General features: G+C 37.3%; 25 protein-coding genes, 1 tRNA gene and 6 pseudogenes. 15 read left to right on the top strand and 17 right to left on the bottom strand.

All coding sequences use genetic code 11. The annotated features are described in order from the left end of the window. Positions 1-40: 40 nt before the first annotated feature. The 5 genes from QHG57_RS00505 (at position 41) to QHG57_RS00525 (ending at position 2891) form a co-directional block, all read left to right on the top strand. Positions 41-451 (top strand): hypothetical protein, encoded by a 411-nt coding sequence (locus QHG57_RS00505; RefSeq protein WP_330167520.1) that lies wholly within the window; start codon positions 41-43, stop codon positions 449-451. A 97-nt stretch (positions 452-548) separates the two neighbouring features. Then, on the top strand, positions 549-968 hold the full coding sequence (locus QHG57_RS00510; RefSeq protein WP_317993851.1) for a hypothetical protein: 420 nt from the start codon (positions 549-551) through the stop codon (positions 966-968). Positions 969-1089: 121 nt separating this feature from the next. Beyond that, positions 1090-1920 (top strand): phage recombination protein Bet, encoded by an 831-nt coding sequence (gene bet, locus QHG57_RS00515; protein ID WP_317993854.1) that lies wholly within the window; start codon positions 1090-1092, stop codon positions 1918-1920. A gap of 1 nt (position 1921) precedes the next feature. Continuing rightward, positions 1922-2545: a lambda exonuclease family protein gene (locus QHG57_RS00520; protein WP_317993855.1), complete on the top strand. Its 624-nt coding sequence runs from the start codon at positions 1922-1924 to the stop codon at positions 2543-2545. Between the two features lie 70 nt (positions 2546-2615). Next, complete coding sequence (locus QHG57_RS00525; RefSeq protein WP_317993856.1) at positions 2616-2891, top strand: helix-turn-helix transcriptional regulator; 276 nt, start codon at positions 2616-2618, stop codon at positions 2889-2891. A gap of 3 nt (positions 2892-2894) precedes the next feature. Here the strand turns inward: QHG57_RS00525 and QHG57_RS00530 are convergent, their stop codons facing one another. Continuing rightward, positions 2895-4067, bottom strand: a complete 1173-nt coding sequence (locus QHG57_RS00530; protein ID WP_317993857.1) for a tyrosine-type recombinase/integrase — start codon at positions 4065-4067, stop codon at positions 2895-2897. A gap of 150 nt (positions 4068-4217) precedes the next feature. After that, positions 4218-4302, bottom strand: a tRNA-Leu gene (locus QHG57_RS00535). A 222-nt stretch (positions 4303-4524) separates the two neighbouring features. On the opposite strand from QHG57_RS00535, the gene QHG57_RS00540 reads away from it, so the two are divergent. Both QHG57_RS00540 and QHG57_RS00545 read left to right on the top strand, forming a co-directional pair. Then, positions 4525-5130 carry a YqaA family protein gene (locus tag QHG57_RS00540; RefSeq protein WP_330168185.1) on the top strand — a complete coding sequence of 202 codons (606 nt, stop codon included), beginning with the start codon at positions 4525-4527 and terminating at the stop codon, positions 5128-5130. 12 nt (positions 5131-5142) lie between these two features. Then, a complete protein-coding gene (locus QHG57_RS00545; protein ID WP_330168186.1) occupies positions 5143-5715 on the top strand; it encodes a disulfide bond formation protein B in 573 nt (190 codons plus the stop codon). 1364 nt (positions 5716-7079) lie between these two features. Here the strand turns inward: QHG57_RS00545 and QHG57_RS00550 are convergent. Together QHG57_RS00550 and QHG57_RS00555 are read right to left on the bottom strand one after the other, a co-directional pair. Beyond that, on the bottom strand, positions 7080-7292 hold the full coding sequence (locus QHG57_RS00550; protein WP_330168187.1) for a hypothetical protein: 213 nt from the start codon (positions 7290-7292) through the stop codon (positions 7080-7082). A 292-nt stretch (positions 7293-7584) separates the two neighbouring features. Further along, a complete protein-coding gene (locus tag QHG57_RS00555; protein WP_330168188.1) occupies positions 7585-8229 on the bottom strand; it encodes a hypothetical protein in 645 nt (214 codons plus the stop codon). A gap of 1074 nt (positions 8230-9303) precedes the next feature. Between QHG57_RS00555 and QHG57_RS00560 the strand changes: the two genes are divergently transcribed. The 6 genes and pseudogenes from QHG57_RS00560 to dut (QHG57_RS00585) all read left to right on the top strand — a co-directional run bounded on the left by QHG57_RS00560 (position 9304) and on the right by dut (QHG57_RS00585) (position 12479). Further along, positions 9304-10113 (top strand): VIT1/CCC1 transporter family protein, encoded by an 810-nt coding sequence (locus QHG57_RS00560; protein ID WP_330169260.1) that lies wholly within the window; start codon positions 9304-9306, stop codon positions 10111-10113. A gap of 71 nt (positions 10114-10184) precedes the next feature. Next, positions 10185-10424 (top strand): annotated as a pseudogene (locus QHG57_RS00565) (VIT1/CCC1 transporter family protein); the annotation flags it as partial. Between the two features lie 67 nt (positions 10425-10491). Then, on the top strand, positions 10492-10665 hold the full coding sequence (locus tag QHG57_RS00570) for a hypothetical protein (RefSeq protein WP_330168190.1): 174 nt from the start codon (positions 10492-10494) through the stop codon (positions 10663-10665). A gap of 2 nt (positions 10666-10667) precedes the next feature. Further along, positions 10668-11196 (top strand): annotated as a pseudogene (gene dut, locus QHG57_RS00575) (dUTP diphosphatase). Positions 11197-11301: 105 nt separating this feature from the next. Further along, positions 11302-11838 (top strand): annotated as a pseudogene (dut, locus tag QHG57_RS00580) (dUTP diphosphatase). 105 nt (positions 11839-11943) lie between these two features. After that, positions 11944-12479: pseudogene (gene dut, locus QHG57_RS00585) on the top strand (dUTP diphosphatase). A 687-nt stretch (positions 12480-13166) separates the two neighbouring features. Here the strand turns inward: dut (QHG57_RS00585) and QHG57_RS00590 are convergent. From QHG57_RS00590 to QHG57_RS00600, 3 genes and pseudogenes are all read right to left on the bottom strand, one after another. Next, positions 13167-13277: pseudogene (locus tag QHG57_RS00590) on the bottom strand (biopolymer transporter ExbD); the annotation flags it as partial. A 50-nt stretch (positions 13278-13327) separates the two neighbouring features. Beyond that, the gene (locus QHG57_RS00595; protein WP_330168193.1) at positions 13328-13921 is read right to left on the bottom strand and encodes a biopolymer transporter ExbD; all 594 of its coding nucleotides are present in this window, start codon (positions 13919-13921) and stop codon (positions 13328-13330) included. After that, entirely contained in the window at positions 13918-14802 is an 885-nt protein-coding gene (locus QHG57_RS00600; RefSeq protein WP_330169261.1) for a MotA/TolQ/ExbB proton channel family protein, read from the bottom strand. The genes QHG57_RS00595 and QHG57_RS00600 overlap by 4 nt, the downstream gene beginning before the upstream one ends. A gap of 1042 nt (positions 14803-15844) precedes the next feature. Here QHG57_RS00600 and QHG57_RS00605 point away from each other — a divergent pair. Both QHG57_RS00605 and QHG57_RS00610 read left to right on the top strand, forming a co-directional pair. Further along, positions 15845-16171, top strand: a complete 327-nt coding sequence (locus tag QHG57_RS00605; RefSeq protein ID WP_330168195.1) for an ElaB/YgaM/YqjD family protein — start codon at positions 15845-15847, stop codon at positions 16169-16171. Positions 16172-16174: 3 nt separating this feature from the next. Next, positions 16175-16618, top strand: coding sequence for a phage holin family protein (locus QHG57_RS00610; protein WP_330168196.1), 444 nt, complete (start codon positions 16175-16177; stop codon positions 16616-16618). Positions 16619-16828: 210 nt separating this feature from the next. Here QHG57_RS00610 and QHG57_RS09805 read toward each other — a convergent pair whose 3' ends face one another. From QHG57_RS09805 to QHG57_RS00660, 10 genes and pseudogenes are all read right to left on the bottom strand, one after another. Next, entirely contained in the window at positions 16829-16972 is a 144-nt protein-coding gene (locus QHG57_RS09805; protein WP_494407659.1) for a type II toxin-antitoxin system mRNA interferase toxin, RelE/StbE family, read from the bottom strand. A gap of 305 nt (positions 16973-17277) precedes the next feature. After that, complete coding sequence (locus QHG57_RS00620; RefSeq protein WP_330168197.1) at positions 17278-17427, bottom strand: type II toxin-antitoxin system RelB/DinJ family antitoxin; 150 nt, start codon at positions 17425-17427, stop codon at positions 17278-17280. A gap of 36 nt (positions 17428-17463) precedes the next feature. Next, positions 17464-17652 carry a type II toxin-antitoxin system RelB/DinJ family antitoxin gene (locus QHG57_RS00625; RefSeq protein ID WP_330168198.1) on the bottom strand — a complete coding sequence of 63 codons (189 nt, stop codon included), beginning with the start codon at positions 17650-17652 and terminating at the stop codon, positions 17464-17466. 194 nt (positions 17653-17846) lie between these two features. Beyond that, entirely contained in the window at positions 17847-19085 is a 1239-nt protein-coding gene (locus QHG57_RS00630; RefSeq protein ID WP_330169262.1) for a type II toxin-antitoxin system HipA family toxin, read from the bottom strand. Further along, entirely contained in the window at positions 19082-19297 is a 216-nt protein-coding gene (locus tag QHG57_RS00635) for a type II toxin-antitoxin system Y4mF family antitoxin (protein ID WP_007552402.1), read from the bottom strand. The genes QHG57_RS00630 and QHG57_RS00635 overlap by 4 nt, the downstream gene beginning before the upstream one ends. Before the next feature lie 137 nt (positions 19298-19434). Continuing rightward, the gene (locus QHG57_RS00640) at positions 19435-19701 is read right to left on the bottom strand and encodes a TIR domain-containing protein (protein WP_330169263.1); all 267 of its coding nucleotides are present in this window, start codon (positions 19699-19701) and stop codon (positions 19435-19437) included. After that, positions 19661-19909, bottom strand: a complete 249-nt coding sequence (locus QHG57_RS00645; RefSeq protein ID WP_330169264.1) for a TIR domain-containing protein — start codon at positions 19907-19909, stop codon at positions 19661-19663. Before QHG57_RS00645 ends, QHG57_RS00640 begins: the two co-directional genes overlap by 41 nt. A 144-nt stretch (positions 19910-20053) precedes the next feature. Further along, positions 20054-20452 (bottom strand): annotated as a pseudogene (locus tag QHG57_RS00650) (hypothetical protein); the annotation flags it as partial. Between the two features lie 991 nt (positions 20453-21443). After that, positions 21444-22010 (bottom strand): replication initiation protein RepC, encoded by a 567-nt coding sequence (repC, locus tag QHG57_RS00655; protein WP_330169265.1) that lies wholly within the window; start codon positions 22008-22010, stop codon positions 21444-21446. After that, on the bottom strand, positions 21935-22663 hold the full coding sequence (locus tag QHG57_RS00660; RefSeq protein ID WP_330169266.1) for a helix-turn-helix domain-containing protein: 729 nt from the start codon (positions 22661-22663) through the stop codon (positions 21935-21937). Before QHG57_RS00660 ends, repC begins: the two co-directional genes overlap by 76 nt. Positions 22664-23329: the final 666 nt, after the last annotated feature.

Raw genomic sequence — 23329 nt, forward strand, 5'->3', positions numbered from 1 at the left:
TAGAAAATAACCGTTGCCAATAGGGCTTATGGAGGCTTTTGTGACAAAACCCGTTTTCATAAAATCTGACGAAATTCTCTTAGTGATGTGCGAAAATGAAGAGCAAAATCTCGCTAAATATGGAACTTTCTTCGAAGAAAAGGACATTATAAAATTTATCGACCAAGCCGATAATGCTGTCCAAATTTTACGTATTGAACCAACGACTAACCGTTGCGAAGACATCTCTGAAGATATTGCCGAATTCTATCTTAAAGAATGTGAAGAGCAGTGTTTCAACGGAAACATACCTCACGATTTTATTAAGCATAGTTCAGCATACGGTTTTTTTTTAGAAGAAATCGAACAGCAGCGATATGAAGACGAAACATACGGGACATATGAACAACAGCACCGTTTAACTCTTTGGGATGTCATTCCAAACTACCCTCATTATACAGGGCGTTTCTAAAAGCGCCGTTATTTTCAAAAAATTTACCACACAATGCAATGCCGTTCTTTTGCAAAAATGGCAAAAGCAGATTCTTCTTTAAATAAAGAGATAAACCATGGAAAAAAAATACGAACTGACTGATGAAACAATTGAGGTTGATGGCAAAACTCTCCACCGCATTCGTGCACTGAGAGACTTTTCTGATGTCGAGAAAGGTGACCTAGGCGGTTATATAGAGCGTGAAGGCAATTTATCTCATGAGGACTCCTGTTGGGTTTATCATAATGCCAAGGTTTATGGTAATGCACGGGTTTATGGGCATGCCTCGATTTATGATGGTGCAGAGATTTATGACAATGCTTTGGTTGGTGGTTATGTACTTGTGCACGATAATGCAAGGATTTACGGTGATGCTGGAATTTATGACAATGCAGAAGTGTATGGTGACGCAAAAGTTTACGGGGATGCGGTAGTTCATCTTGGTGCACACGTTGGCGGCTATACCGCCATATCAACTGGAGAAAAGACCAGATGAGAAAATACGAACTACTAATCTTATAGTATCTCTATAAGCCCTTTCTAACCACACAAACAACTTTTAACACATGCGTAATTCACGCCACGGGTGAATTGCGTACAACTGAAAGAAATAAAACATGACACATTCCCCCCTAACCGTTATGGCGCAAAAATATGGATTTTCTCATGACGAATTTCGAAAAACAATTATCAAAACATGTATCAGTCATAATTGTACTGATGAAGAATTTGCTGCATTTATCTCTGTTGCCAATACTTATGGACTTAACCCTTTAACAAAAGAAATCTATGCACTCCCTAAAAAAGGCGGCGGCATCATACCCGTTGTTTCTATCGACGGTTGGATAAAGATCATAAAGTCTAATCCCAAATTTGATGGCATGACCTTTCAAGATCAATTGGATAAGGATGGTAATCTCATTGCAATTAAATGTGCTATACGTCTCAAAGACATTAAAGACCCCATAGAGGTCACGGAATATTTAAAAGAATGCAAGCAAGAAAACAGCAAGCCTTGGAAAGATTTTCCAGCCCGTATGTTGCGTCACAAAGCCACTATACAATGTGCACGCTATGCTTTCGGATTTTCCGGTATTTATGAAGAAGATGAAGCAGCTCGTATCAATGAAACAAACCATAACAGTCAAAAACAATTGGTTTCTCAAGATATACTGATAAAAATCAGAGAATTAATCGAACAAACACAAGCCGATGAAATGAAGCTTCTCTCTTTTGCGCAGGTAGAAAATCTAACAGAGATGTCTTGTGAAACAGCACAAGAGATTTTAGGGCTTTTAGAAATAAAAGCAAGACAACAAAAAGAAAGAATACAACAATCCTTACCACCACAAGAGCAAAACGATCTCTCCACTCAAGATGCCGAATATATTCACATTCAAGATGTTGAATATGCACCAACACCACAAGAACAAAGAACGGCGGTGTAAAATGGAACAAAGAACAGCAGAATGGTTTCAAGCCCGCTTGGGAAAAGTCACCGCATCTAATGTTTACAGCGTAATCAGTAAGACAGCTAAAGGATTGCCTACAAGCAAATATGAAGATTACAAAATAAAACTTATTACAGAACGCTTAACAGGCGAAACCAGCCCCCATTATGAAACTGAAGATATGCGTTGGGGCGTTGAACATGAAGAAGATGCCTTGAGAGAATATGGCTTCATTTATGACACAGAAGTCACAAGATGCGGGTTTATCCAACACCCCACAATGGAAATGGCGGGGGCTAGCCCTGATGGGCTTATTGGAGAAGACGGTTTAATCGAAGTCAAATGCCCGAGATCAGTAACACATATGCGCTTTTGTATAGGTGACGAAATCAAGCCTGAATATCTCGCACAAATACAATTCCAAATGGCTTGTACAAAGCGTCAATGGTGTGATTTCGTAAGCTATGACCCACGTTTTGTGGGGGAATCATCTCACTTGCGCATGAAAATCAAACGCATCCACCGTGATGAGAAACAAATTGAACAGATTAATAAAGCTGTTGAAGCCTTTTTAGCAGAAATAGAACGAGAGATAAAACAACTCTCAACAAAAGCTGCTTAACCTTATGGGGGTGCTCTCTCCTCCCAGCACCTCCACCCTTTCATAATTATAATAAGAAGGATTACATTAAATGAATGAAAAAAAATTAAAAGCCTCAATAGAAAAAGTAAGTTTATTTGAACAAGCTTTACTATCAATGCGCTTGCAAAGGCTCGTCAATATACAAGACCTCTCAATTTATCTTGGAATGTCTATGACCTATATTAGAGAGCTTGTAAAAGCTGGTGTTTTCCCTAAACCAATACAAGAAGGACGATACTTAAAATGGGATATCGTTGAAATTGACCGATATATTGAAAGCAAAAAAGCCGAAAGAGATTCCATAGAACTACCACCACTATCGTAACAATCAACGCCCAGTCACAAAAGATGACCACTGATCTAAAAGAATACGACGCTGTTCTAAAAAGTCAGTTCTCATATAGGCTTTTGTGACTGAATTCCCCACTGAATGAGACAAAGTAAATTCCGCGATTTCAAATGGTGTTGATGTTGTCTCTGCTATCCAATCACGAAGACTAGATCTGAATCCGTGAGGTCGATAAGCAATCCCTCTATCTTTCATAAATTTAGAAAGCGTCATATCAGATATAGGCTTTCCAGAATTTCCAACAAACAAAAATCCATTTTTTTCGATTCTTTTTGCTTTTTCAATGATAGCAATCGCTTCTTCTGTAAGCGGTACACGAAAATCAAAAACCTTTCCAACTATCCCCTTCATATTTTCTTTTGGAATTATCCATATTGATTGATTAATCTCCTCCAACCGTATATGCCTAATGGGCATTGAACGAACCCCCGTTAAAATTAAAAGCTTTAAGGCTAAATTTGATACAATATTATCATCTAAGGATTGATAAAATTCCGGAACTTCTTTCCATGGCATAGCCGGAATATTTTGAACATTTTGAATAAATTTTCCCAATAAAGCTTTTGCTTTTGGTACCAATTGCATATCCACATCTATGCCACGTGCTGCGGCATGTTTTATAGCAATATTCAAACGCGATAAAGCCTTGCTTGCTGTTTCGTTTTTGGTTTTCCAAATAGGAGATAAGCACTCTTTTATATCAATCTGCGTCAATTCAGTAATTGCTATATCTCCAAGCTTAGGAAAAACATGCAATGTAAGAGGTGTTAACCACCTTGCGGCTGTTCCTTCATTCTTCAATTCACTTTTCTTGGCTTCAAAAGCGCTTAAAACAATTTCTCTTAAAGAAATACTATCAACCACCCGCCGTAATTTTTCATTTTTCCTTTTACGAATCGGGTCAATACCTTGGTTTAAAAGATCACGGCAAGCTGTAGCCTTAAGCCTTGCTTCTTTCAAAGATACAATGCTACAAGAGCCTAATCCCATTTCACGACGTTTTTTATTGAAATCAAATCGAAAAACCCAACGTCCTTGATTCTGTGCTGTCTTAATAAGCCATAGCCCAGCTCCATCCGCATATTTACCTTTAGGTAAATTTTTGACAGATAAGGCGGATAATCTATCACGTGTTCTTGTTTTCCTAATCACTTTTTAAACCACCTTTCAAACCACCTTTTGAATTGCGCTTTTGACAGATTCATCGGATATCAAGGTCGTATATAAAAGACAATTAATTAAATAAAAACAACAAGATAAGATAAACAACAACATCAAGTGATATTGTAGAAAACCCATAACTGGTGCGGGTGGTCGGACTCGAACCGACACTCCTCTCGGAACCAGATTTTGAGTCTGGCGCGTCTACCAGTTCCACCACACCCGCACATTGCTATAAAAGACAGGACTATAAAAGATAGACTTGCCGATTATTCCTTTGCACTATATGAAGAAGCACAGATTCGTCAACACCAGACTTCTCATTTTTTAAGAATTCATATCATTTTCTTATCTGTTTTTGGGAATATTTTCGTTTATTGAATTTCTCTACCGGATTTATAGCAATCTCATTTGTAAAGTCTTTACCTCTTAAATTTATAAAAGCCTCATGATATTAAACAAATTAAAGCTTTGGACGATTTCTTTAGCAAATCGGCGTACAGCACCACACTGGCTTGGTTTCATTGCCTTTATTGAAAGTTCTGTTTTTCCAATTCCCATAGATGTTTTATATATTCCGATGCTGCTTATCCATCAAAAGCGAGTTTATCGCTATGCTTTTCTTGCAACTATCTGTTCTGTTTTGGGAGGAATTGCCGGTTGGTTTATCGGACATTTTGCCTATGATACCCTTGCCAAACCTATTTTAGAACTTTACGGTAAGGTTGAAAGTTTTGAATCTCTGAAAAATAATGCAACTCTGCAATTTCTAATTGTTTTACTGATAACATCGGGTTTTTTACATCTTCCCCCCATCAAAATTGTCACAATTTTGGCCGGTGTCATGAGTGTACGTCTTGAACTTTTCATTCTTATTTGTATTTTTTCCCGAGGCGCTCGTTTTTATCTTCTCGCGTGGCTTATTAAACATTTTGGACAAAAAGCAATGAATTTTTTAGTACAGCATTTCAAATGGATTATTCTTATTGGTTGTGTTAGTCTCCCTTTAATTTATGGGATTTTCATAGCTTTTTTAAACAAAAAGCTTTTATAAGGAACAGACTTAATGGCATGCGTTTTGTCTTCTCACCCACTTTTACACAAGCACCTTCATCTTGAACCCAGCAGAAAAGAACAAAGTTTATGGGCTTTTTTTCTCGCTTTTTGCTTGTCCGCCACAATAGGTCTTGCCCTTTGTTTTGAATATTTTGGAGGGTATCTTCCTTGCGATTTATGTCTCATAGAGCGTTTTCCCTATTATGGTGCCATACCATTTTTGCTCTTAGCAGGTTTTGGGGCATGGTTTTCCCGCATATCTGCTTGGATACAACTTTTATTTTTGTGTGTTTTTGTCTTAATGTGCATCAGCCTTGTTTTAGCCATTTATCATGTAGGTATTGAATATGGCTTTTGGGCAGCCCCCCTCAGTTGTGGTTTAAGTGCCGTGAGAAAAACCTCAGACATTAACCAACTGCTAAACCAATTAAACAACATTCATCCCCCTTCTTGTTCTGAAGCATCCATGCGCTTTCTTTTTCTTTCATTTGCCGGTTGGAATGTCGTTGCAAGCCTATTTTTCACACTTATGAGCCTCTATATTACTTCAAAAGGCATTCTTTCAGTTCATAAAAAACCATAACTTAAAAACACCTATACTCTTTCGAAAAAAGACATACCTCTTCTTACACCCCAGCGTAAATACGAAAGCAAAATTCTCCTTCTCCAAGCCATAGAGTCATACTACAAGGGTGTTTCAGCAGAGCATACACTTTAAGAAGCTATAAAAAAGCACCCCTTTTGAAACAAAGCAGTGCACATTTACATCCATGGGTTTTCATCTTTTAAAACGCCTCCCTTGAATAACCAACGTCCAAAAACAATGAAAGAAAATTCTCCTTTTCTCCTATTTCTTCTCAACCTTCCAAAACCCGTGACTTTATCAATTCAGTACTTTACACTTAGAGCAACAAACTTGTTCTAAGAGCTCGCATCTTTCTCCCCTCATTTAAAGTGTAAATCGCTCTCCCCTCTCATATCACCTTAGAACACACAAATTATATGCCTCCCCAGAATTATTCCATATGATGACAACCAAGACCCCAAAACTCTTCTTAACCAATGATCAAATTGACTTCCTCCTCGCTCTTTTAAAAAACGAAGATTCCTAACCAATGTCGATTTCTCAAGAGTTAGAATTTTAGTGGCTTTCCCCCACTGGTGTGAAGTCACTGATACATAATTTACTTAAATCTAAGGTTCAACAAATTTAAGAATATTCACCACACACTGAAAAAATATATCAAAAAAGCTTTGCTTTATATGACCTCACCTCAAATAATCGTATTTTACAAGATAACAAAGAAAATTCTTTAATAAACCAGAAATCAACACCCAACCGATTTCTATCTCTTTACCAATAACAATTGTTTATTACCCTAACCACATTATTTCACCGGTCACACGACCTAACACAGCTTTTGCAGATAGACCTTTCTTCCTCTTCTCCTAAAAACGATCTATGTTAAGCTATTTTGGAATTTACCGCTGAATTGCTTATGCTTGCGCTTTGAATCCCTTTTCTCACCATATAAAAGGTAGATAAAAAAATAATTCCGTTTATCAGCTTTATTTTAAAACACACCTATTTTTTACAGGATGCGTTCTCCTTATCTATCAGCCCTATCGCATTCAATACACTTGTCGTTTCTAAACACGAACAACCAAGCATCAGAGTGGAGCAATAGACATCCATCACTTTCATTGGCACTTGCATTGACAAGAGATAAACAAAAGTATTGATCATCACACACGGAGCAAAAATCTATAGCGACTACGCCATAGACTTTCGCCACACACGGGGCATGCTTAGAGCATATTTATGATGAGATAATCATTTATGATATCCTTTTTGTTGCGCCACAGAACGGGTTTTGCTAACGAGTTTTACTATTGTACAAATTTCTTAAGAAAAACTCTCACCCGCTCATAGATAGCAAGATTTCTTTATGGAGAGAGCGTATGGCGTTCAGTTTTGACCTTTTCCATAACAATGATAAGTTCAAACTTTAACCAACACGATAATACGCCTACTCTAAACGATTTACGCACTACCTCATCCGTAACAGGCTGCTCCAATATCGGTGTATTTATCGGTGCACTTACTTGAGAATTTTTTGCACTTCCACGCACCGTAAAAAAAGAAAATATTTTTCTCATGTTGCATTCCATTTAAATTGATCTTGATTTTAAAAGTGCCCAAAAAAATCAAACAAAAATAGAGAGGTAAGTTACGAAAACTACAGGGTAAATTTTACTGCCCAACAACGTCTATTTTTCCCCGTCTGAACAGTCATTGAAACATTACAAAAATTATTTTCATTGAAAAACAATTACTTATAATCTAGGGAAGAAAAGTAAAAATCTCCCCCAGAAAAAGAGATTACCTTCAAAATTATCAAAAAAAGCAGCACAATTTTAGTGATCTTTTTATTTTTTTCTTTTGATAAAATTAATTGGCAGGTGTCTTAGGAGCCCCTCCGGTAGGTTCCCAATTCGCAACAGCCGCTAATTCCTCAATAACATCCTTTTTTAACTTACCATTTTTCTTATTGTGTAAATCATATTGATCAGCATTCTGTTGCAACCATTTTGCAAGCGTTCCTTTAACAGTTTTACCACCCTCAGCCTCTCTCACCGCTTCCCATGCTGCAACCACCGCCGCAAGCTTTGGAGCATAACGTGGATGCGTTGGATCTTGAAACGCATATTTTTGGTCCTTAGTCTCAGCAGCAGCATCCTCAGGGAAAAAAAAGGAAAATCGTTTATTACGCAATAAAAGCCATTCTTTTAAATCTTCAACGAGAACATATGAGGAATCCGCATTTATAAAATCCAAAAAATTATAGTACGACCATTCTATCTTTAATCGATTGCTTTTTCCTGCTTGAACGATAGCATGATAGGCTGCACGGAAATTAGCAGTTTTCTCTGATGATACGCGACGGTTACTTTCGTAAATATCACCTTTTTCTGGTTCTATTTTGTTGACAAACCAATACTTTCCTGGATTCAATCCGGCTATTAACAATGCGGCCTGTGATATTGTGAGTTTTTCAGAAAGTTGCCATAATTTCAAACCATCACTATTTTCCATAAAGTTCCTCTTTTTTCTACGAAACTTAATTCTTTTTTAAAAACATCAAAAACGTTTGTTAACGCGTAGAGATTATGCACTTCTCACATTTCAACTCATACTTTAAATAAAAATACAGCACCCACACCCCTGCTTGTGATACACAAGAAAATGATTTGAATTGATTTAAGATAAGAAGTTTTGAAATGAGAGAATCCTACTGAATTTTGGGCTTTCATGCAAGATATCAGACAAGTTACAAGGCGATAAATGCCTCTTCATAAAGCATAAATTTTTATGCGTGATCTCAAACAGTTTGATATGATAATATCTCTCTCATTTACACACCCCCACCCTTAAACCTGCCCCTGCAATCCCAGCACAAAAGATAATTCGTTACACGCTAAAAATCCACCTAAATGCAAAAGCTGTAACAACGCTAAATGCGCGTAAATATCATAAGAATACTGTCTTATACCTCCACAAGTGGGATCGAGTGGCGTAAAACTGTACAATAAAATACCATGCCTATAATGAACCGTGCTAAAGGCTGTCGCAACACTGGGAGCTAAGGTATATGATTAAGGTGTATGATGATGTCGGCTTGCTCCTTTATGAAGCGTAAAGAGAAGAAGACTCAATGGAGTTTATATTATTTCATGAAAATTTTGTCGCTCTACCCTTCTATACTCTTCACAGGGCCCCCCTCGCGAAATGGGCTTTTGTCCCTTGAAAAAGGTCTCCTTTAAAAGAATCATTTCAAATTTCAAGAGCTGTTACAGACTTTTGAACGAGTAAAATGAATGATGGCGCCAGCTTATTCCTTTCCCTATACCTCCTAGCACAATACATTGAAACACTTCACTGGAACGCCCCTTTAACAAAATAAAGCACATTGTCTCTTAATTTTTTCACGCAATCATTTCTTTCATGTAACCATTCTTCTTAATAAATCTCCTTTGCTTTCTTGACTTCCCAGCATTCTTTTTTCTCAGTGCAACCTTTTTGCAATTTGTCAGTTTTTAACTTTTAGATTGACTTTCGGTTTATTTTTCTTATGTTTTAGAATTATTCTAAAGTGCAAAGGAACAGAAAATGTTGAATTTGTTTTTTTCATTTGTACAACATAAAGCTTTGTTCTTTCGTTCAGCACAAAAGAGGATACTTCAAGCACTCAAAGTAAAAGAGCAACATGCAGCACTCTATTTAAAATATGCAAAAGCTCTAGAACCTTATTCCCCTAAGGAAGCCGCGGTTTTTACCGCCATGGGGCTTCAAGAGCTTGAAAATTATAAGCAACTTTTGTGTCTTTCTTGCCATAATCGTGCAAACACTATCGGTTCACTATGTGACCGCACTTCTCTTGTAAAAAACAAAAGCCGCCCTCCCTCCCAAAAAACAACAGCTGCCAATCACACCATAAAAAAACCTTCGAAAACGCAAAGACAAACACTTTTGACTTGGATTCAACCAGGTCTTGCAGGATTAATGGATGGCTCTGTCTCCACCCTTGCCCCCATTTTTGCAGCAGCTTTTGCCACGGGAGATACGCATCAAACTTTTTTGATAGGGCTCTCTGCTTCAATTGGTGCGGGACTTTCGATGGGTTTCACAGAAGCAGCCCATGATGATGGCAAATTATCAGGGCGTGGTTCGCCATTAAAAAGAGGTCTTGCCAGCGGCATTATGACAACATTAGGAGGATTAGGCCATACTCTTCCCTATTTGATCAACTCTTTTTATGTAGCGACAATTATTGCCTTTATCATTGTTTTTTTCGAACTAGGCGCCATCGTTTGGATCCAGAACAAATTCATGTCAACTCCCTTTTGGCGCGCCTCTTTACAGGTCATCATTGGTGGTGCTCTGGTTTTTGCCACGGGTATTCTTATCGGTAGTATCTAAAAATCTTATCCGTAAACATAATTTAGATCTCAAATAAGCGCACTTCCCTAAGCATAGGCCATCATTGATAAAGAGGTCTTGCCAGCGGCATTATGACAACATTAGGAGGATTAGGCCATACTCTTCCCTATTTGATCAACTCTTTTTATGTAGCGACAATTATTGCCTTTATCATTGTTTTTTTCGAACTAGGCGCCATCGTTTGGATCCAGAACAAATTCATGTCAACTCCCTTTTGGCGCGCCTCTTTACAGGTCATCATTGGTGGTGCTCTGGTTTTTGCCACGGGTATTCTTATCGGTAGTATCTAAAAATCTTATCCGTAAACATAATTTAGATCTCAAATAAGCGCACTTCCCTAAGCATAGGCCATCATTGATGATGCCATTATTGAAAAATGCTATTGATGGTGCTAGATGGTGTTTTTGGAATATTCTAGATCAGCAAGGTCTGGGGACAACCTGTATCAACAAACCTTTATCGACTTGGTTTTATGGATATCTTTTGTTAAAGTGTCGTTTTTCTAAACCTCATATTTTGGAAATACCTTGATCATGTCGCATACTGAAACCAACGCCCCTCTAAACAACCATCCAATCTCTTCTCAATCTTCACATGCCCAGACTTTATTTGTCCAGCGTCTTGCACGGAGAAGGTTTAGAGCTTCCTCACTATGCAACGGCTGGTTCTGCGGGTCTTGATCTACGTGCTGCCATTGGAGAAGAAGAAACGCTTGTTCTTGCCCCTGGGCAGCGTGCACTTATTCCAACAGGTCTCATTTTTCATTTATCTCTTGGGTTTGAAGCACAAATCCGTCCACGCTCTGGCTTAGCCTTAAAGTACGGCATCACATGTCTTAACACCCCAGGAACGATTGATAGTGATTACCGTGGTGAAGTCAAAGTTCTTCTTATCAATTTGGGCCAAGAAGACTTTTCCATCCAACGGGGAATGCGTATTGCCCAAACAGTCATCGCCCCCGTAACCCAAGTCAATGTTTGCGCCATTGAACCAGAGCAAACTACCCAAAGCCATAACGAGAGCCGTGGAACAGGAGGTTTTGGTTCAACGGGGCATACTTAAAAAGCTCTAAAACAATTGCTACTCTCAAAATAACACACGCTTATTCTAACCGCTCTTTCACTGGAAGTCCTTTGGGCTTTTAAAGTGTAAAAGAAACGCGCATTTATTCTTGAAGCTCTTTCACTAAAAGCCCCTCCAAACAATCATCCAGTCTCTTCTCAATCTTCACATGCCCAGACTTTATTTGTTCAGCGTCTTGCACACGGAGAAGGTTTAGAGCTTCCTCACTACGCAACGGCTGGTTCTGCGGGTCTTGGATCTACGTGCTGCCATTGGAGAAGAAGAAACGCTTGTTCTTGCCCCTGGGCAGCGTGCACTTATTCCAACAGGTCTCATTTTTCATTTATCTCTTGGGTTTGAAGCACAAATCCGTCCACGCTCTGGCTTAGCCTTAAAGTACACCATCACATGTCTTAACACCCCAGGAACGATTGAGTGTGATTATCCGGAAGTGAAGTCAAAGTTCTTCTTATCAATTTGGGCCAAGAAGACTTTTCCATCCAACGGGGAATGCGTATTGCCCAAACAGTCATCGCCCCCGTAACCCAAGTCAATGTTTGCGCCATTGAACCAGAGCAAACTACCCAAAGCCATAAAGAGAGCCGTGGAACAGGAGGTTTTGGTTCAACGGGGCATACTTAAAAAGCTCTAAAACAATTGCTACTCTCAAAATAACACACGCTTATTCTAACCGCTCTTTCACTGGAAGTCCTTTGGGCTTTTAAAGTGTAAAAGAAACGCGCATTTATTCTTGAAGCTCTTTCACTAAAAGCCCCTCCAAACAATCATCCAGTCTCTTCTCAATCTTCACATGCCCAGACTTTATTTGTCCAGCGTCTTGCACACGGAGAAGGTTTAGAGCTTCCTCACTATGCAACGGCTGGTTCTGCGGGTCTTGATCTACGTGCTGCCATTGGAGAAGAAGAAACGCTTGTTCTTGCCCCTGGGCAGCGTGCACTTATTCCAACAGGTCTCATTTTTCATTTATCTCTTGGGTTTGAAGCACAAATCCGTCCACGCTCTGGCTTAGCCTTAAAGTACACCATCACATGTCTTAACACCCCAGGAACGATTGAGTGTGATTATCCGGAAGTGAAGTCAAAGTTCTTCTTATCAATTTGGGCCAAGAAGACTTTTCCATCCAACGGGGAATGCGTATTGCCCAAACAGTCATCGCCCCCGTAACCCAAGTCAATGTTTGCGCCATTGAACCAGAGCAAACTACCCAAAGCCATAAAGAGAGCCGTGGAACAGGAGGTTTTGGTTCAACGGGGCATACTTAAAAAGCTCTAAAACAATTGCTACTCTCAAAATAACACACGCTTATTCTAACCGCTCTTTCACTGGAAGTCCTTTGGGCTTTTAAAGTGTAAAAGAAACGCGCATTTATTCTTGAAGCTCTTTCACTAAAAGCCCCTCCAAACAATCATCCAGTCTCTTCTCAATCTTCACATGCCCAGACTTTATTTGTTCAGCGTCTTGCACACGGAAAAGGTTTAGAGCTTCCTCACTACGCGACAACGGGTTCTGCTGATCTTGGATTGACAAGCAGCAATTTGAAAAGACAAAGAATTGATTATAATGATAATTTAGCGTTATTGATATTGTATTAGAAAGCTAAATACCGTAAGATTCTCTCGTTTCAAATCTCTCTCATGTTGAATCAATCAAAAGCATTTCCTTGCAGGCCAAAAGCGGGGCTAGCGTGTGGGTAAAAACTGTACAAGAAAGAACTAAAATGGCTCTTATGAACCATCTTAATGCAAGATCTGTCACAACATTGGGAGGCAAATATAATAATGGTGCTCGCTTGCTCTTTTGTTACGCATAAAGATAGTGAGGTTCAATAGATTTTTGATTATTTTACGGGGGCTTTACCATTATACCATTTATGAACACCATCGCAAAAAGAGCTTTAAGATATATTAAGACACACGACAATCGCCCCTGCTGTTTTTCTTGATCACACTTCTTGAAGCAAGATTGGCAGAGTTTTGCAATCCTACAAGACCGATTTTATGATATCCAGCCATGCGTATTTGATTTAATAGATCGATGACAGTACCATAATCAATTTCACTCTATAACTTTGAGTAATATGCTTTCTTCCTTCAACAAAGGCTGTTTTTTATCACTGGTCAGAGACAGCTCCCGAAATATTAGCGTTTACCGCAGTGCTTGGTGTTACGGCATCCCCATGCCCCACAATGTTACCACCCGCACGACCACCCGCTCCCTCAACAGCAGCAGACGTTACCCCTGTGGTTTTATTATTGATCACACTTCTTGAAGCAAGATTGGCAGAGTTTTGCAATCCTACAAGACCGATTTTATGATATCCAGCCATGCGTATTTGATTTAATAGATCGATGACAGTACCATAATCAATTTCGCTATCCGCTTTGATTAAAATTTTTGTCTCTAAATTTTGCGTAGTTTCCCTCAACAAAGCTTCTCTCAAAGCTGCTTGTTCTACAAAATGACCACCAATGTAAAGAGAACGATCTTTTTGCAAAGTAACATAAAGAGGTTCATCAGACTGAACCACTGAAGGTGCTTGAGTTATAGAAGGAAGCTGAACAGGAATGACAGATGTTGCCAAAGGTGCAGCAACCATAAAAACAATAAGCAACACCAACACAACATCAATAAAAGGGGTCACATTGATTTCGCTTTGCAACCCACTCTCGTCTGTATCCCAATCATTATTAAGGCTTGCTTTCATTTTTTATGACTTTTCTGTTGTCTTTGTTTATCAAGTTCACGGCTCAAGAGCCTTTCAAGAGCAGCAGCGATATCGCCTAAATCACTGCGATAACCATTCAAAGCACGCATAAGGCTATTATATATAACAACAGCGGGAATAGCTACAAAAAGCCCAATAGCCGTTGCGAATAAGGCTTCAGCAATCCCAGGAGCGACCACATCAAGCCGCGTTGTTTGAGACTGAGCAATCCCAATAAAAGAATTCATAATTCCCCAAACAGTTGCAAAAAGACCAACAAAAGGGGCAATTGCACCAATGGTTGCAAGAACAGCGCTTCCACATGCAACACGGCGTGTAGCAGCCAACAAGCAGCGCGACAAAAGTGAATGAACCCTTTCTTTTAAACCTTCATGAATATCGCGAGCCTTAACATCGCGAACATCGCGGGAAACATCTTCATATTGATTGCTCTCCTCATAAAAGAGAATATCTTCAATCGTTTGTGCACTTTCCCTTGCTCTGTTTTTTTCACCAGAGCTTTCGTTTATCCCTTCAGGAGCAACAAAATGAACCTGTTGTGTGGAAAGATACACCTCTTTAAGGACTTCTTTGAGAAAAAACACACCAGCCCCTTTGCTTTCTTTCAAGCTAGCTGCCAAACGCGTAAGAGTCTGAGCATTAAGAACCAATTGAAGTTCATGACGCACTCTTCGTTTTGCCACAGTGATCTCAATAATTTTCACAAAAGCAATTGTCCAAGACATAAGAGAGGCAAGTAACAAAAGAATGATAACGGCTTTCACCACCCAATCAGCAGCCATAAACATAGAAAAAGGAGAAAAATCATGCGCTATCGATACAGCAGACATATCAGCTAAAGGTATTGTTTCAGATTCCATTTTTATCTCACATTCTTGTGGTCTCATTTTTTTATGAGCTGGATAGTCACCCCGGATAGCATCACTGTTCCACAATGCCACTACCCTTCTAACACCACTTTCGCATTTCTCTTAAGAAAGAAGACTTGATAAATCAAGTATAGCTTTATTCTACAAGCTCTTTCTTGTTCTAAAGAAACCACTCAAGAAATTTTTTTCTAACAATTCAACAAGCTTATCTTACCCAATCAATTTATTACCTAAATTAGGCAAAATGATAGACTTACAAGAAATATCGCATATAATATTTTAATTCATGAGAATAACGCATCATATTTCTATTTACAACACATTGACTTATAAGAATAATTTATCATTGTTCCTGTTGAATGAATCCTTCATATCGCAAAGCATCTCTCATTTCAGCGGCTCTTTTAAATCCAACAAAATATTTGCTTGCACGGAATAAGCAGCAAAAATGTCATAAAACTCTTGAAGAAAAGGTTATTCCAATCTCTAATAACCAATGTGCTAAAATACCTCTTATCCCAAAATAAAAATATAACTTTTTTAAAAAAGAACTATCGTAATATTTTAAACTGAGCAAAAGTATAAAGGGAGTGCTCGTTTAGCCTCCAAATACATAGAGAGCAAAGAACAGCAATATTATTTTCCTTTCTTTGCTTCAAAAGCATAAGAATGACATTACTTCTGCTGCAAAATCGCAACAACCATGTTTTTTACCGATCACAAGCCTAAAAAATAAGCCTCAACACGCTTTTAAAAAACTTTTATAAAAAGCTGTGCCACGAAAAACTGAAGAATGGTGCCGCATTGCTGCAAAAACATAAGACAATTTTCAACAGATGTGATCCTTTACGGACAGAGCATATTGTATAGGAAAGATTTATTTTATCAAAAACAGTTTTAAATTTGACAAAATGAAAGGAACCAAAAAAAACTTTTGGCGTTACCCAAGCAGTGAAAATTTTCACTTCAATGCAAATGATCACTATGAACACACCAATACAAATATAATAAATCAAAAGAGGGAAAAAATATCATGGCCCAGAATAAAACAACACAGCACGATAAAACAGCCGTAGAAAAAGACCTACAAGGACAATTAGAAAAGTTACGCAATGAAATTTCAGGGATTACCTCAACCCTGACAGATCTTGGTGCAAACAAATTTAACGCCGCCAAAGACAAAGCGGAAAAATTATATCACTCAGCGAAAGAAAGTAGTGAAGACATGATGTCTCAAGCAAAACACAAAATCAGTGATCTTGAACAAACCATGAATCAATGCGTTCGCAAAAATCCTGGCAAAAGCGTTTTGTTTGCCGCAGGGGTTGGTTTTATTCTTTCTCAATTACTGCGTCGTTAAGCAATGCATAAGTTTATCACTCCTCTTTTAAACCATCTTGTTGGTGGAGGGCTTAAAAGCACTGTCAAGCAAATACGCCTTCAAGCAATTTTTTGTGGGGTTATTGGCATTTCATTCTTCATGTCTTTGCTTTTTTTATGTATCATCTGTTTTATTGCGTTATGTTCTGTTATGAAGCCTCTTGCCGCCGCCAGTATTATGTTTTTAATTTGGCTTTCTCTTGCAGGATTAGGTCTTATTATCAGTCGAATTCTCAAGGCTTATCAACGCTATGATCAACAAAAAAAGACAGAAGAACAACACCACAAACTGATGAAAGATGCGACTGTTTCCAGCCTTGCTGCTCTTAGTCGACATCTCCCTTTTGCCAAATTGAGTGTTCCCATTCTCGGGCTTGCAACTTATTTTCTGTGGAAAAAAGATAAAAAAGACCGCTTTTCAGAATAAAATATGTAAAGCTGTCATCCTATCCCCCCCCAATGTGCTTTCTTTTATAGCAAAAGAAAGCACATTTTTTATCATAATTTCTTTAGCTTCTTCAAGAGCCTGAAAAGAAATCCCCTTCATTGTGGCTAAAAAATCCATCATTTTTTATGATATTAGAAGTTGTTATATATGTTTTTTAATTTCATTTTTTAAGAACGGAAAAATAATTAATCATATACGCAGTTCTGAATGGGAACCAAGACGTAATAATTCTAATGTATTAGTTTCAGGCTTTCTATAAAGCAAAATAAGATCTGGTTTAATATGGCAATTATAACAATCGTGTATAACAACCGCGCCAACCGCGCCAAGCACCTATCATCCTATGATCTTTAAAACGTACTTCCAATGGTTTGTTTGTCTTTTGCCAATGTTTCAATCACAAGGAGTAAGTCTGTTTTTAATATGTAAGCGTGCTTTCTTTTTTTTCACGTTTAACATCACGCCGAAATAATTTAGTGCTGATAATTTCCCTCATATGTCTTGGCTTAAGCGCGCTTTTTTAAGTCGATTTTTTTATCTTCATCATTGCAGATCATGTTTCGCAAATCATCTAATGACATACTTTCCATACACCCATCCTCTGCATCCTTGATAGCTTGTAGCGTTTCTGGAGAAGGTTAAAAAAGATCAAGCGGTAAAACTTCATTTTTAGCAATATATACCATCAACATACGTACAGCATCGGAAATAGTTAAACCCGTAGATTGAATAACCTCTTCTGAAACGTGTTTGATGGCATCTGGGACATGGACTTGAATTCTTGCCATTATCCAAAACTCCTCTTCATTTAGGCTAGTTTTAGTTCACTCTACAGATTGATGAATTTTGACATTACCTTCAGTTCTAAATAAATAAACAGGCAAGGCTCTATCTACAGCAATATTTGTTAAAAACATACATACGACATCAGATATAGTGAGACCTGCTTTTTCAATAACGGCACTTGCGGAATCATTTATATCATCATGAATTCGTACCTGAATTCTTGCCATTATCTAAAACTCCTCTTTAGTTGAGTACATTGTACTCAACTAAAGCCTTTTTGTATATCTACCAAGAGCTAAAATTGAGAATTTTTCTTACTTAACATTATTAAATTAGTATTAGCCTTATCAGGCGGACATTTAAGCAGTTTATCCATAGCGCCATAAAACTTTATCCGTTAGAAAATGAAAAAGAAAAGAAATTAAATTTTTAAATGTTGAGAACGCTGTTGAATAACATTGATGATTGCATCAAAAACTTCAGAACGCAAACCTTCCCCCTCGAGTTCTTTCTTTAATTTTATTGCTGTATCATTGATTGAATCAGTCATTCTTTTTATTTGCTTTTTTAAGGACAATTGAGCGGATTTAGTATCCGCAACCATTTTATAAAAATGACGTAAATATATTTTTTTAGGTATATATTCTCCTCCTATTTTCATAGCCATTTTTTGAGATAAATCTGAATAAATAGCTGTGCTTAACAAATCATATGCAGGAGCAAGTTCTGTTTTTTTCTGTTGGTAAAGTAGTGAAAAGTTTTTGCCATGCGCATCGGCATTACCAATTAAATAATTAAAAATAACTATATTAAGGAAATTAAGTTGATCAACAGCAGGACGCAATGTATGTTGAAAAATAATGGTTTGACACGCAGCAATACTAGGTCCTCCTTCACACTCATATTTAAATTCTGGAGCAATGCTAAGTGCTTGACAAAAGTCCTCTTGATGAATACGCAATACCGTCCCGTCAGAAGCGATTTGACGATCATATCGCGCAATAAGATAGTAAGGTGTATTATTCACAAAATGTAAATGCACTTTAGGCACGTTAATGCCTATAAGTTTTGCCAATTTCATACAGAAAAGTTCATTATGAGTACTATCATTAATATGTTCAATCAGGGGTTTTAAAATATGAGTAGTGGGTGCCCCCCCTTTAATGAGCTGAACATGGTTATCTTTAAAGCCAACCGCTAATTTATCTTGCGCTCCAGCAAGAGATAATCTGTAACCACTATCCCCCGCAAGCATCGGACGACGTTTAATACACTCAAGAATTTCCTTCAATTGGACATCATCAAGAGTTTCTATATCATCTGTTGGCAAATTTGGAACTTGTCCATGGGGATATAACGCGAGAGCTCCAGCACAATCCCCACCAACAACTTCAAGCAAAGCAAAAGCATTTTGTTCAGAAAGACCTAAATAAGTTGCTAAACGATATCTTACACTTTCGTCAGGTAAAAGACCGGAAAAAAAAGCTTTTACTGTTTGACCTTTATAAGCTTCAACACGAGGAGGAAGAGAGACAGAGATGCCCTGTAAATCTTGATACAAATAGTCAGTATCGTAGAGAAACGTGAGATCTCCACTTTTTTCTTGTTGCAATTGACCTACTAATTTTGTGTATAAATAAACATCAAGTATACGGGTCATAATTTTTCATTTTCAATCTGAATATCAAGACCAAGCATTGAAAGCACATGTATGGTTTTTCCAACATGACAAGACTCTTTGCCTCTTTCTAAATCACGGATAAACCGCACACCAACCCCTGATGTAGCTGCTAACTGTTCTTGTGTTAATCCTTGTTGTTTACGTGTATTTCTAACAATAAAACCTAATATTTTCATTCTGCTTTCAATCATAATCATCCCTTTCGGGATGATTTTATCATTTTATGTTTTTATTACAAGAAAATAAACCTGTACGGGACGTTTTTATCCCATATGCTCCTAAAGCCTTATCCTTTAGAACAAAGAAGAGTGTATATTTTGCGTATACTTCATGCAAAGCAAAAATTTCCGTAGTTAACTGTATCTAAATTGAATCCGGCTGTGTTTAATAGTTCAACAAGTTTTGGGAGCGTCTCTTTTACGTGTTCATTAAAAGGAATGTAATGAATCCCTTCATAATCTATAGGCACTTCAACATCTCGTTTTTTTAAAATAGCAAGATTTCTGCAAGAAATTGCAGAAACTAACATACCCATTTTTAAAATAACATTTTGATTAGCGCGGTTGTGCGTCTTTTTTATCAGCAGATTTTGCATAGCCAATGTCATCGAAAGTAAGTAGCACAATACCAAATTTTGGAGAATTAGTTTGCATACTAATTTCTTGTTTAAAATCCTCAATAGTAGTTAAATCATCACGACTAGTAAATTTCAGAACGTATGGTTCCAATCCAAGCTTGAAAAGAATACGTTTAATTTGTTCTAAGACAGTATGATCATTATAAACAATAAAAATTTTTGACATACCTGAGATCCCCCATAGAATATCTGCATTTCAATAAAGCTACGTCACATAAAGACGCGGCTTTATTGCTCTTTGAAAGCAGGCGCGAGAGCACCTGCATCTTTATAGACCAAACGCCTTTTCCAAATTCAATGATAAATGATAATCATCAGATGATAAAGAGGCATTACTATGAATGAGAGAATAACCAGATACGGTAGCGCCACACACAACAGCATCATTATAAACTTGAGCTCTATCACAAATATGAGCAGCGCCTTCAATAACCACACAATTTTTAGCACGTGCATTGCCATAAAGCTTTGCATTGCCCTTTATTATACCGCCTTCAAAAATAGCATTTCCGAAAACACGTGCATTTTGAAAGACTCATGCGTAATTGTAAACCCAGCAAATTCCGTCATGAGAGAGGTTATCTTCCTTTTCGATAAAACCACCTAAATCACTAGCCTTGACATCACCAAAGCCTCTTAATGCACGGATGCGATAAAGTGTAGCATCACCAACTTGTTGGGTTTCGTTTGTAAATTCATATTTTTTCATTTGAATATTTCCTAGTTGTAAAAAGGTTTCTATTGACAGCCCTTTAAGGGCGTCGGGTGTTAGAAACATAGCAACTAGTCCATCGTCACACTTTTCCCATAAGGGTATTGTATGGTGTGACCATACCCGACAAAATCACTATATATGCTAATAAAAGCATAAAAGACAGTCAGTTTTTATAGAATAGGGAAGATTGTTTCGTAATCTATCCGCCAGTTGTTTAGTGTTTTGATCACTTAAGTATTAATACAGCAAAATACCCATTTATTGTCAACTATTTTTTGTCTTTTTTTTGGCATTTTTTATAATATTTTCAAATATTTATCTCATAAAATAGCTTATAATTTTTATCTCTTTCTTTTGTAGTATATGCCCTTACAAGCTCTCCCTTTTAATCATGATTTCGGAGCCGCGTTAGATGGACGAAACAAGCCTCTATGGTTCTAGGTCCAGGACGCCGTTAGGCGCCATGTAATGGTTTCCTTGACACTAAGAACCAAGACTTGTTAGTCCCCTCATTAAACGCGGATCTGATCTCATGATTTTGGTGAGCGTTCCGGAGAGTTTGAGAGGCGGATAGCCTCTCATTAAAAAAGTATAAAGGATCTAATAAAATAATTGCTAAATAAAAATATCTTGTATATATCTTTTTTGGAGGAAGAGGTTCTAAAAAGTTATCCCCGCTAGGATAAGTTGATCATTTATCTCTTTCTCTTTTTTCAAAATCAAAAATTTTTCTCATTTTCGACTTTCTTTACGCCTTTTAAAAATAAGGATTAATGGCACTAAAGATAAATAATTAAAATATTTATTTCGTATATAAATTATTCTTTATGTAAATTTTAAAACCAAGTAGTTTTTTTATATAACCTTTGACATCGTCAGATTATTTAACGTTTTATTGAGTTCAAACTCAAACAAAGAGCTTTTTTCTTCGTTTAGCTTTATTTTCTGATTTTTTTCTAAGTTTAAACTATTTATTTCTTCTTGATCAGCTTGTTTCAATAAAGCGAATAAAGAACGCTCTAGATATAATTCTCCCTTTTTTTTCTTTATCAATCATGCCGCGGAGATATCCTCCTGGGGATTTTACAAGTCCTCTAGCATATTTTTCAAAAATGATGGCAATGGCCAGAGCTGTTTTTTTAAGTCCCATAATTTTTGTAGCTTGTTCAGCGGCATGTTCTGAAACTTTAATCATTCTGTACATAGGATACATAGAATGTATCAAATCGCTTTCTGTTTGGAAACTACATTTAGAAAACAAGACGGCATTTGGTAAAGCCTTTTCTAGTATCTCCGGCTTAATTTGAGGCAATGTACTACCTTTTGAAGGAAGTGAAGGTTCGGTTTTGCCGTTCTCTATATTTTCATAAGCCATTTTATTGTGACCGGAGGTCACATTAACGATTTGAGTGTGTTCAGATTTTTCTGAACACTCATTTTTGTTACAATTACAATTATAGTTAGGGGTTGTATGTTCTATGTGTATATTGCCAGCAAGATCCGTGTATCTTGTTTTTGATGTTTTTGCCCAAAAAAACGCTGTAAAATCCACTCAAAAAGACCTATTGCTTTACGCAATTTTTCCACCGAAGCTTTAGCCGGTCGTCCAATAATATGAAGAATTTTTTGCATTCTAGAAAAAAGCAATAATGTAAATGATGTAGATTCAATTGCTACGTAAAAAGCTTTAATTTGCCGCACCAAGCCCCGAAAACAATGCAAAGCATCCTTTTGTTTGTTCTGAAACTCTAGGACTTCATCAACTTTTTTGGTAAGTTCATGATATCGCGCAACAAGAATACGTAAATCAATACCGCAAGCTGCTATAATTCCATGATCACGGCTTCGTATAGGATAGCGTTTAAAGTTTCCAGAATCCCGCATAACAATAAAACCACAATCATAGAGAGATGAAAGCAATCGACTAACGCGTCCTTCACTACGACTAATGTCATAACCAAGTTGTTGATTGCTTTTGAAAACAATAGGAACTCCTCCTTTTTCAAATGAATCTCTTGAAGCTATATCCAGTAACTCAAGAAGAAGTTCGCCTTCTGGTTTTTTAACTAAACCAGTTTTTTTCATGTTTCTAGCCAATCCAATCAATTGACCACGGCTTACAGAACCAATCTCAGCGCTTTCTGCTAATTTTCTGTATTCCATATGATGTGCATTTATCTTTCTTCCAGATGTTTTTTTAACCATAATTTTTAAAACCTCTCTATTGGAGGCAAAAAAAATGTTAAAAATACCCTTTTTCCACAAAATTTCTCTTGCAGAATGCATCACGATAAATTAAATTAGGAATCACTGTAGTATTTAATTTGCCGTATAGCTAGTGCGGATATTTTAGAAACCCTTCTGTTAACGCAGTTGGGTTTTTATTTTTTTGCCATCATATTTCCCTCTATTTGAAACGACTCATGACTTTACATAATGAGTCAAATGCCACGATATTGGCAAAAATCTTTTCAATATATTAAAGGAAAATGAGGTCCCCGTTTTCCTATTTTCTAATTCAACATTTTTTGTGAAAACACCTTTGCTGTCTTTAACTTAAGGCCTTTCGCCTTCTCATTTAAATGCAGGTTTGATGTCATGATTTTGGGGCACGATTATTAAGAGTTTGAGAAACAGAGAGCCTTTCATTTAAAAAAGCAAAACGAAATGACGTATAAGAAACGAAACGTGCTCTCCTACAGCGCTGTAGTGACCAACCTATACAAGTAAGCGAGCTTTAAATAAAACAATTTTTCATAACGAGGGTTGTCCACCAAGACCTATGTGCTTGTGGTTAACTTTTTTCTGATAAAGCTCGTTGTGGAATATTGTCTTGATTTTTAAATAGCACTTGAGAGAACCGCTTTATCA

Source organism: Bartonella grahamii subsp. shimonis, assembly GCF_036327415.1.
Classification (GTDB): Bacteria; Pseudomonadota; Alphaproteobacteria; order Rhizobiales; family Rhizobiaceae; genus Bartonella; species Bartonella shimonis.

Coding starts and splice junctions, on each gene's coding strand:
- QHG57_RS00660 (WP_330169266.1), bottom strand. CDS start 22,663: ATGGTTAAAAAAACATCTGGAAGAAAGATAAATGCACATCATATGGAA.
- QHG57_RS00550 (WP_330168187.1), bottom strand. CDS start 7,292: ATGAGAAAAATATTTTCTTTTTTTACGGTGCGTGGAAGTGCAAAAAAT.
- QHG57_RS00625 (WP_330168198.1), bottom strand. CDS start 17,652: ATGGCAAGAATTCAGGTACGAATTCATGATGATATAAATGATTCCGCA.
- QHG57_RS00600 (WP_330169261.1), bottom strand. CDS start 14,802: ATGGAATCTGAAACAATACCTTTAGCTGATATGTCTGCTGTATCGATA.
- QHG57_RS00640 (WP_330169263.1), bottom strand. CDS start 19,701: ATGCAAAATCTGCTGATAAAAAAGACGCACAACCGCGCTAATCAAAAT.
- QHG57_RS00630 (WP_330169262.1), bottom strand. CDS start 19,085: ATGACCCGTATACTTGATGTTTATTTATACACAAAATTAGTAGGTCAA.
- QHG57_RS00635 (WP_007552402.1), bottom strand. CDS start 19,297: ATGATTGAAAGCAGAATGAAAATATTAGGTTTTATTGTTAGAAATACA.
- QHG57_RS00525 (WP_317993856.1), top strand. CDS start 2,616: ATGAATGAAAAAAAATTAAAAGCCTCAATAGAAAAAGTAAGTTTATTT.
- QHG57_RS00510 (WP_317993851.1), top strand. CDS start 549: ATGGAAAAAAAATACGAACTGACTGATGAAACAATTGAGGTTGATGGC.
- bet (WP_317993854.1), top strand. CDS start 1,090: ATGACACATTCCCCCCTAACCGTTATGGCGCAAAAATATGGATTTTCT.
- QHG57_RS00520 (WP_317993855.1), top strand. CDS start 1,922: ATGGAACAAAGAACAGCAGAATGGTTTCAAGCCCGCTTGGGAAAAGTC.
- QHG57_RS00610 (WP_330168196.1), top strand. CDS start 16,175: ATGCATAAGTTTATCACTCCTCTTTTAAACCATCTTGTTGGTGGAGGG.
- QHG57_RS00545 (WP_330168186.1), top strand. CDS start 5,143: ATGGCATGCGTTTTGTCTTCTCACCCACTTTTACACAAGCACCTTCAT.
- QHG57_RS00555 (WP_330168188.1), bottom strand. CDS start 8,229: ATGGAAAATAGTGATGGTTTGAAATTATGGCAACTTTCTGAAAAACTC.
- QHG57_RS00620 (WP_330168197.1), bottom strand. CDS start 17,427: ATGGCAAGAATTCAAGTCCATGTCCCAGATGCCATCAAACACGTTTCA.
- QHG57_RS00645 (WP_330169264.1), bottom strand. CDS start 19,909: ATGTCAAAAATTTTTATTGTTTATAATGATCATACTGTCTTAGAACAA.
- QHG57_RS00560 (WP_330169260.1), top strand. CDS start 9,304: ATGTTGAATTTGTTTTTTTCATTTGTACAACATAAAGCTTTGTTCTTT.
- QHG57_RS00540 (WP_330168185.1), top strand. CDS start 4,525: ATGATATTAAACAAATTAAAGCTTTGGACGATTTCTTTAGCAAATCGG.
- QHG57_RS00570 (WP_330168190.1), top strand. CDS start 10,492: ATGATGCCATTATTGAAAAATGCTATTGATGGTGCTAGATGGTGTTTT.
- QHG57_RS00605 (WP_330168195.1), top strand. CDS start 15,845: ATGGCCCAGAATAAAACAACACAGCACGATAAAACAGCCGTAGAAAAA.
- QHG57_RS00595 (WP_330168193.1), bottom strand. CDS start 13,921: ATGAAAGCAAGCCTTAATAATGATTGGGATACAGACGAGAGTGGGTTG.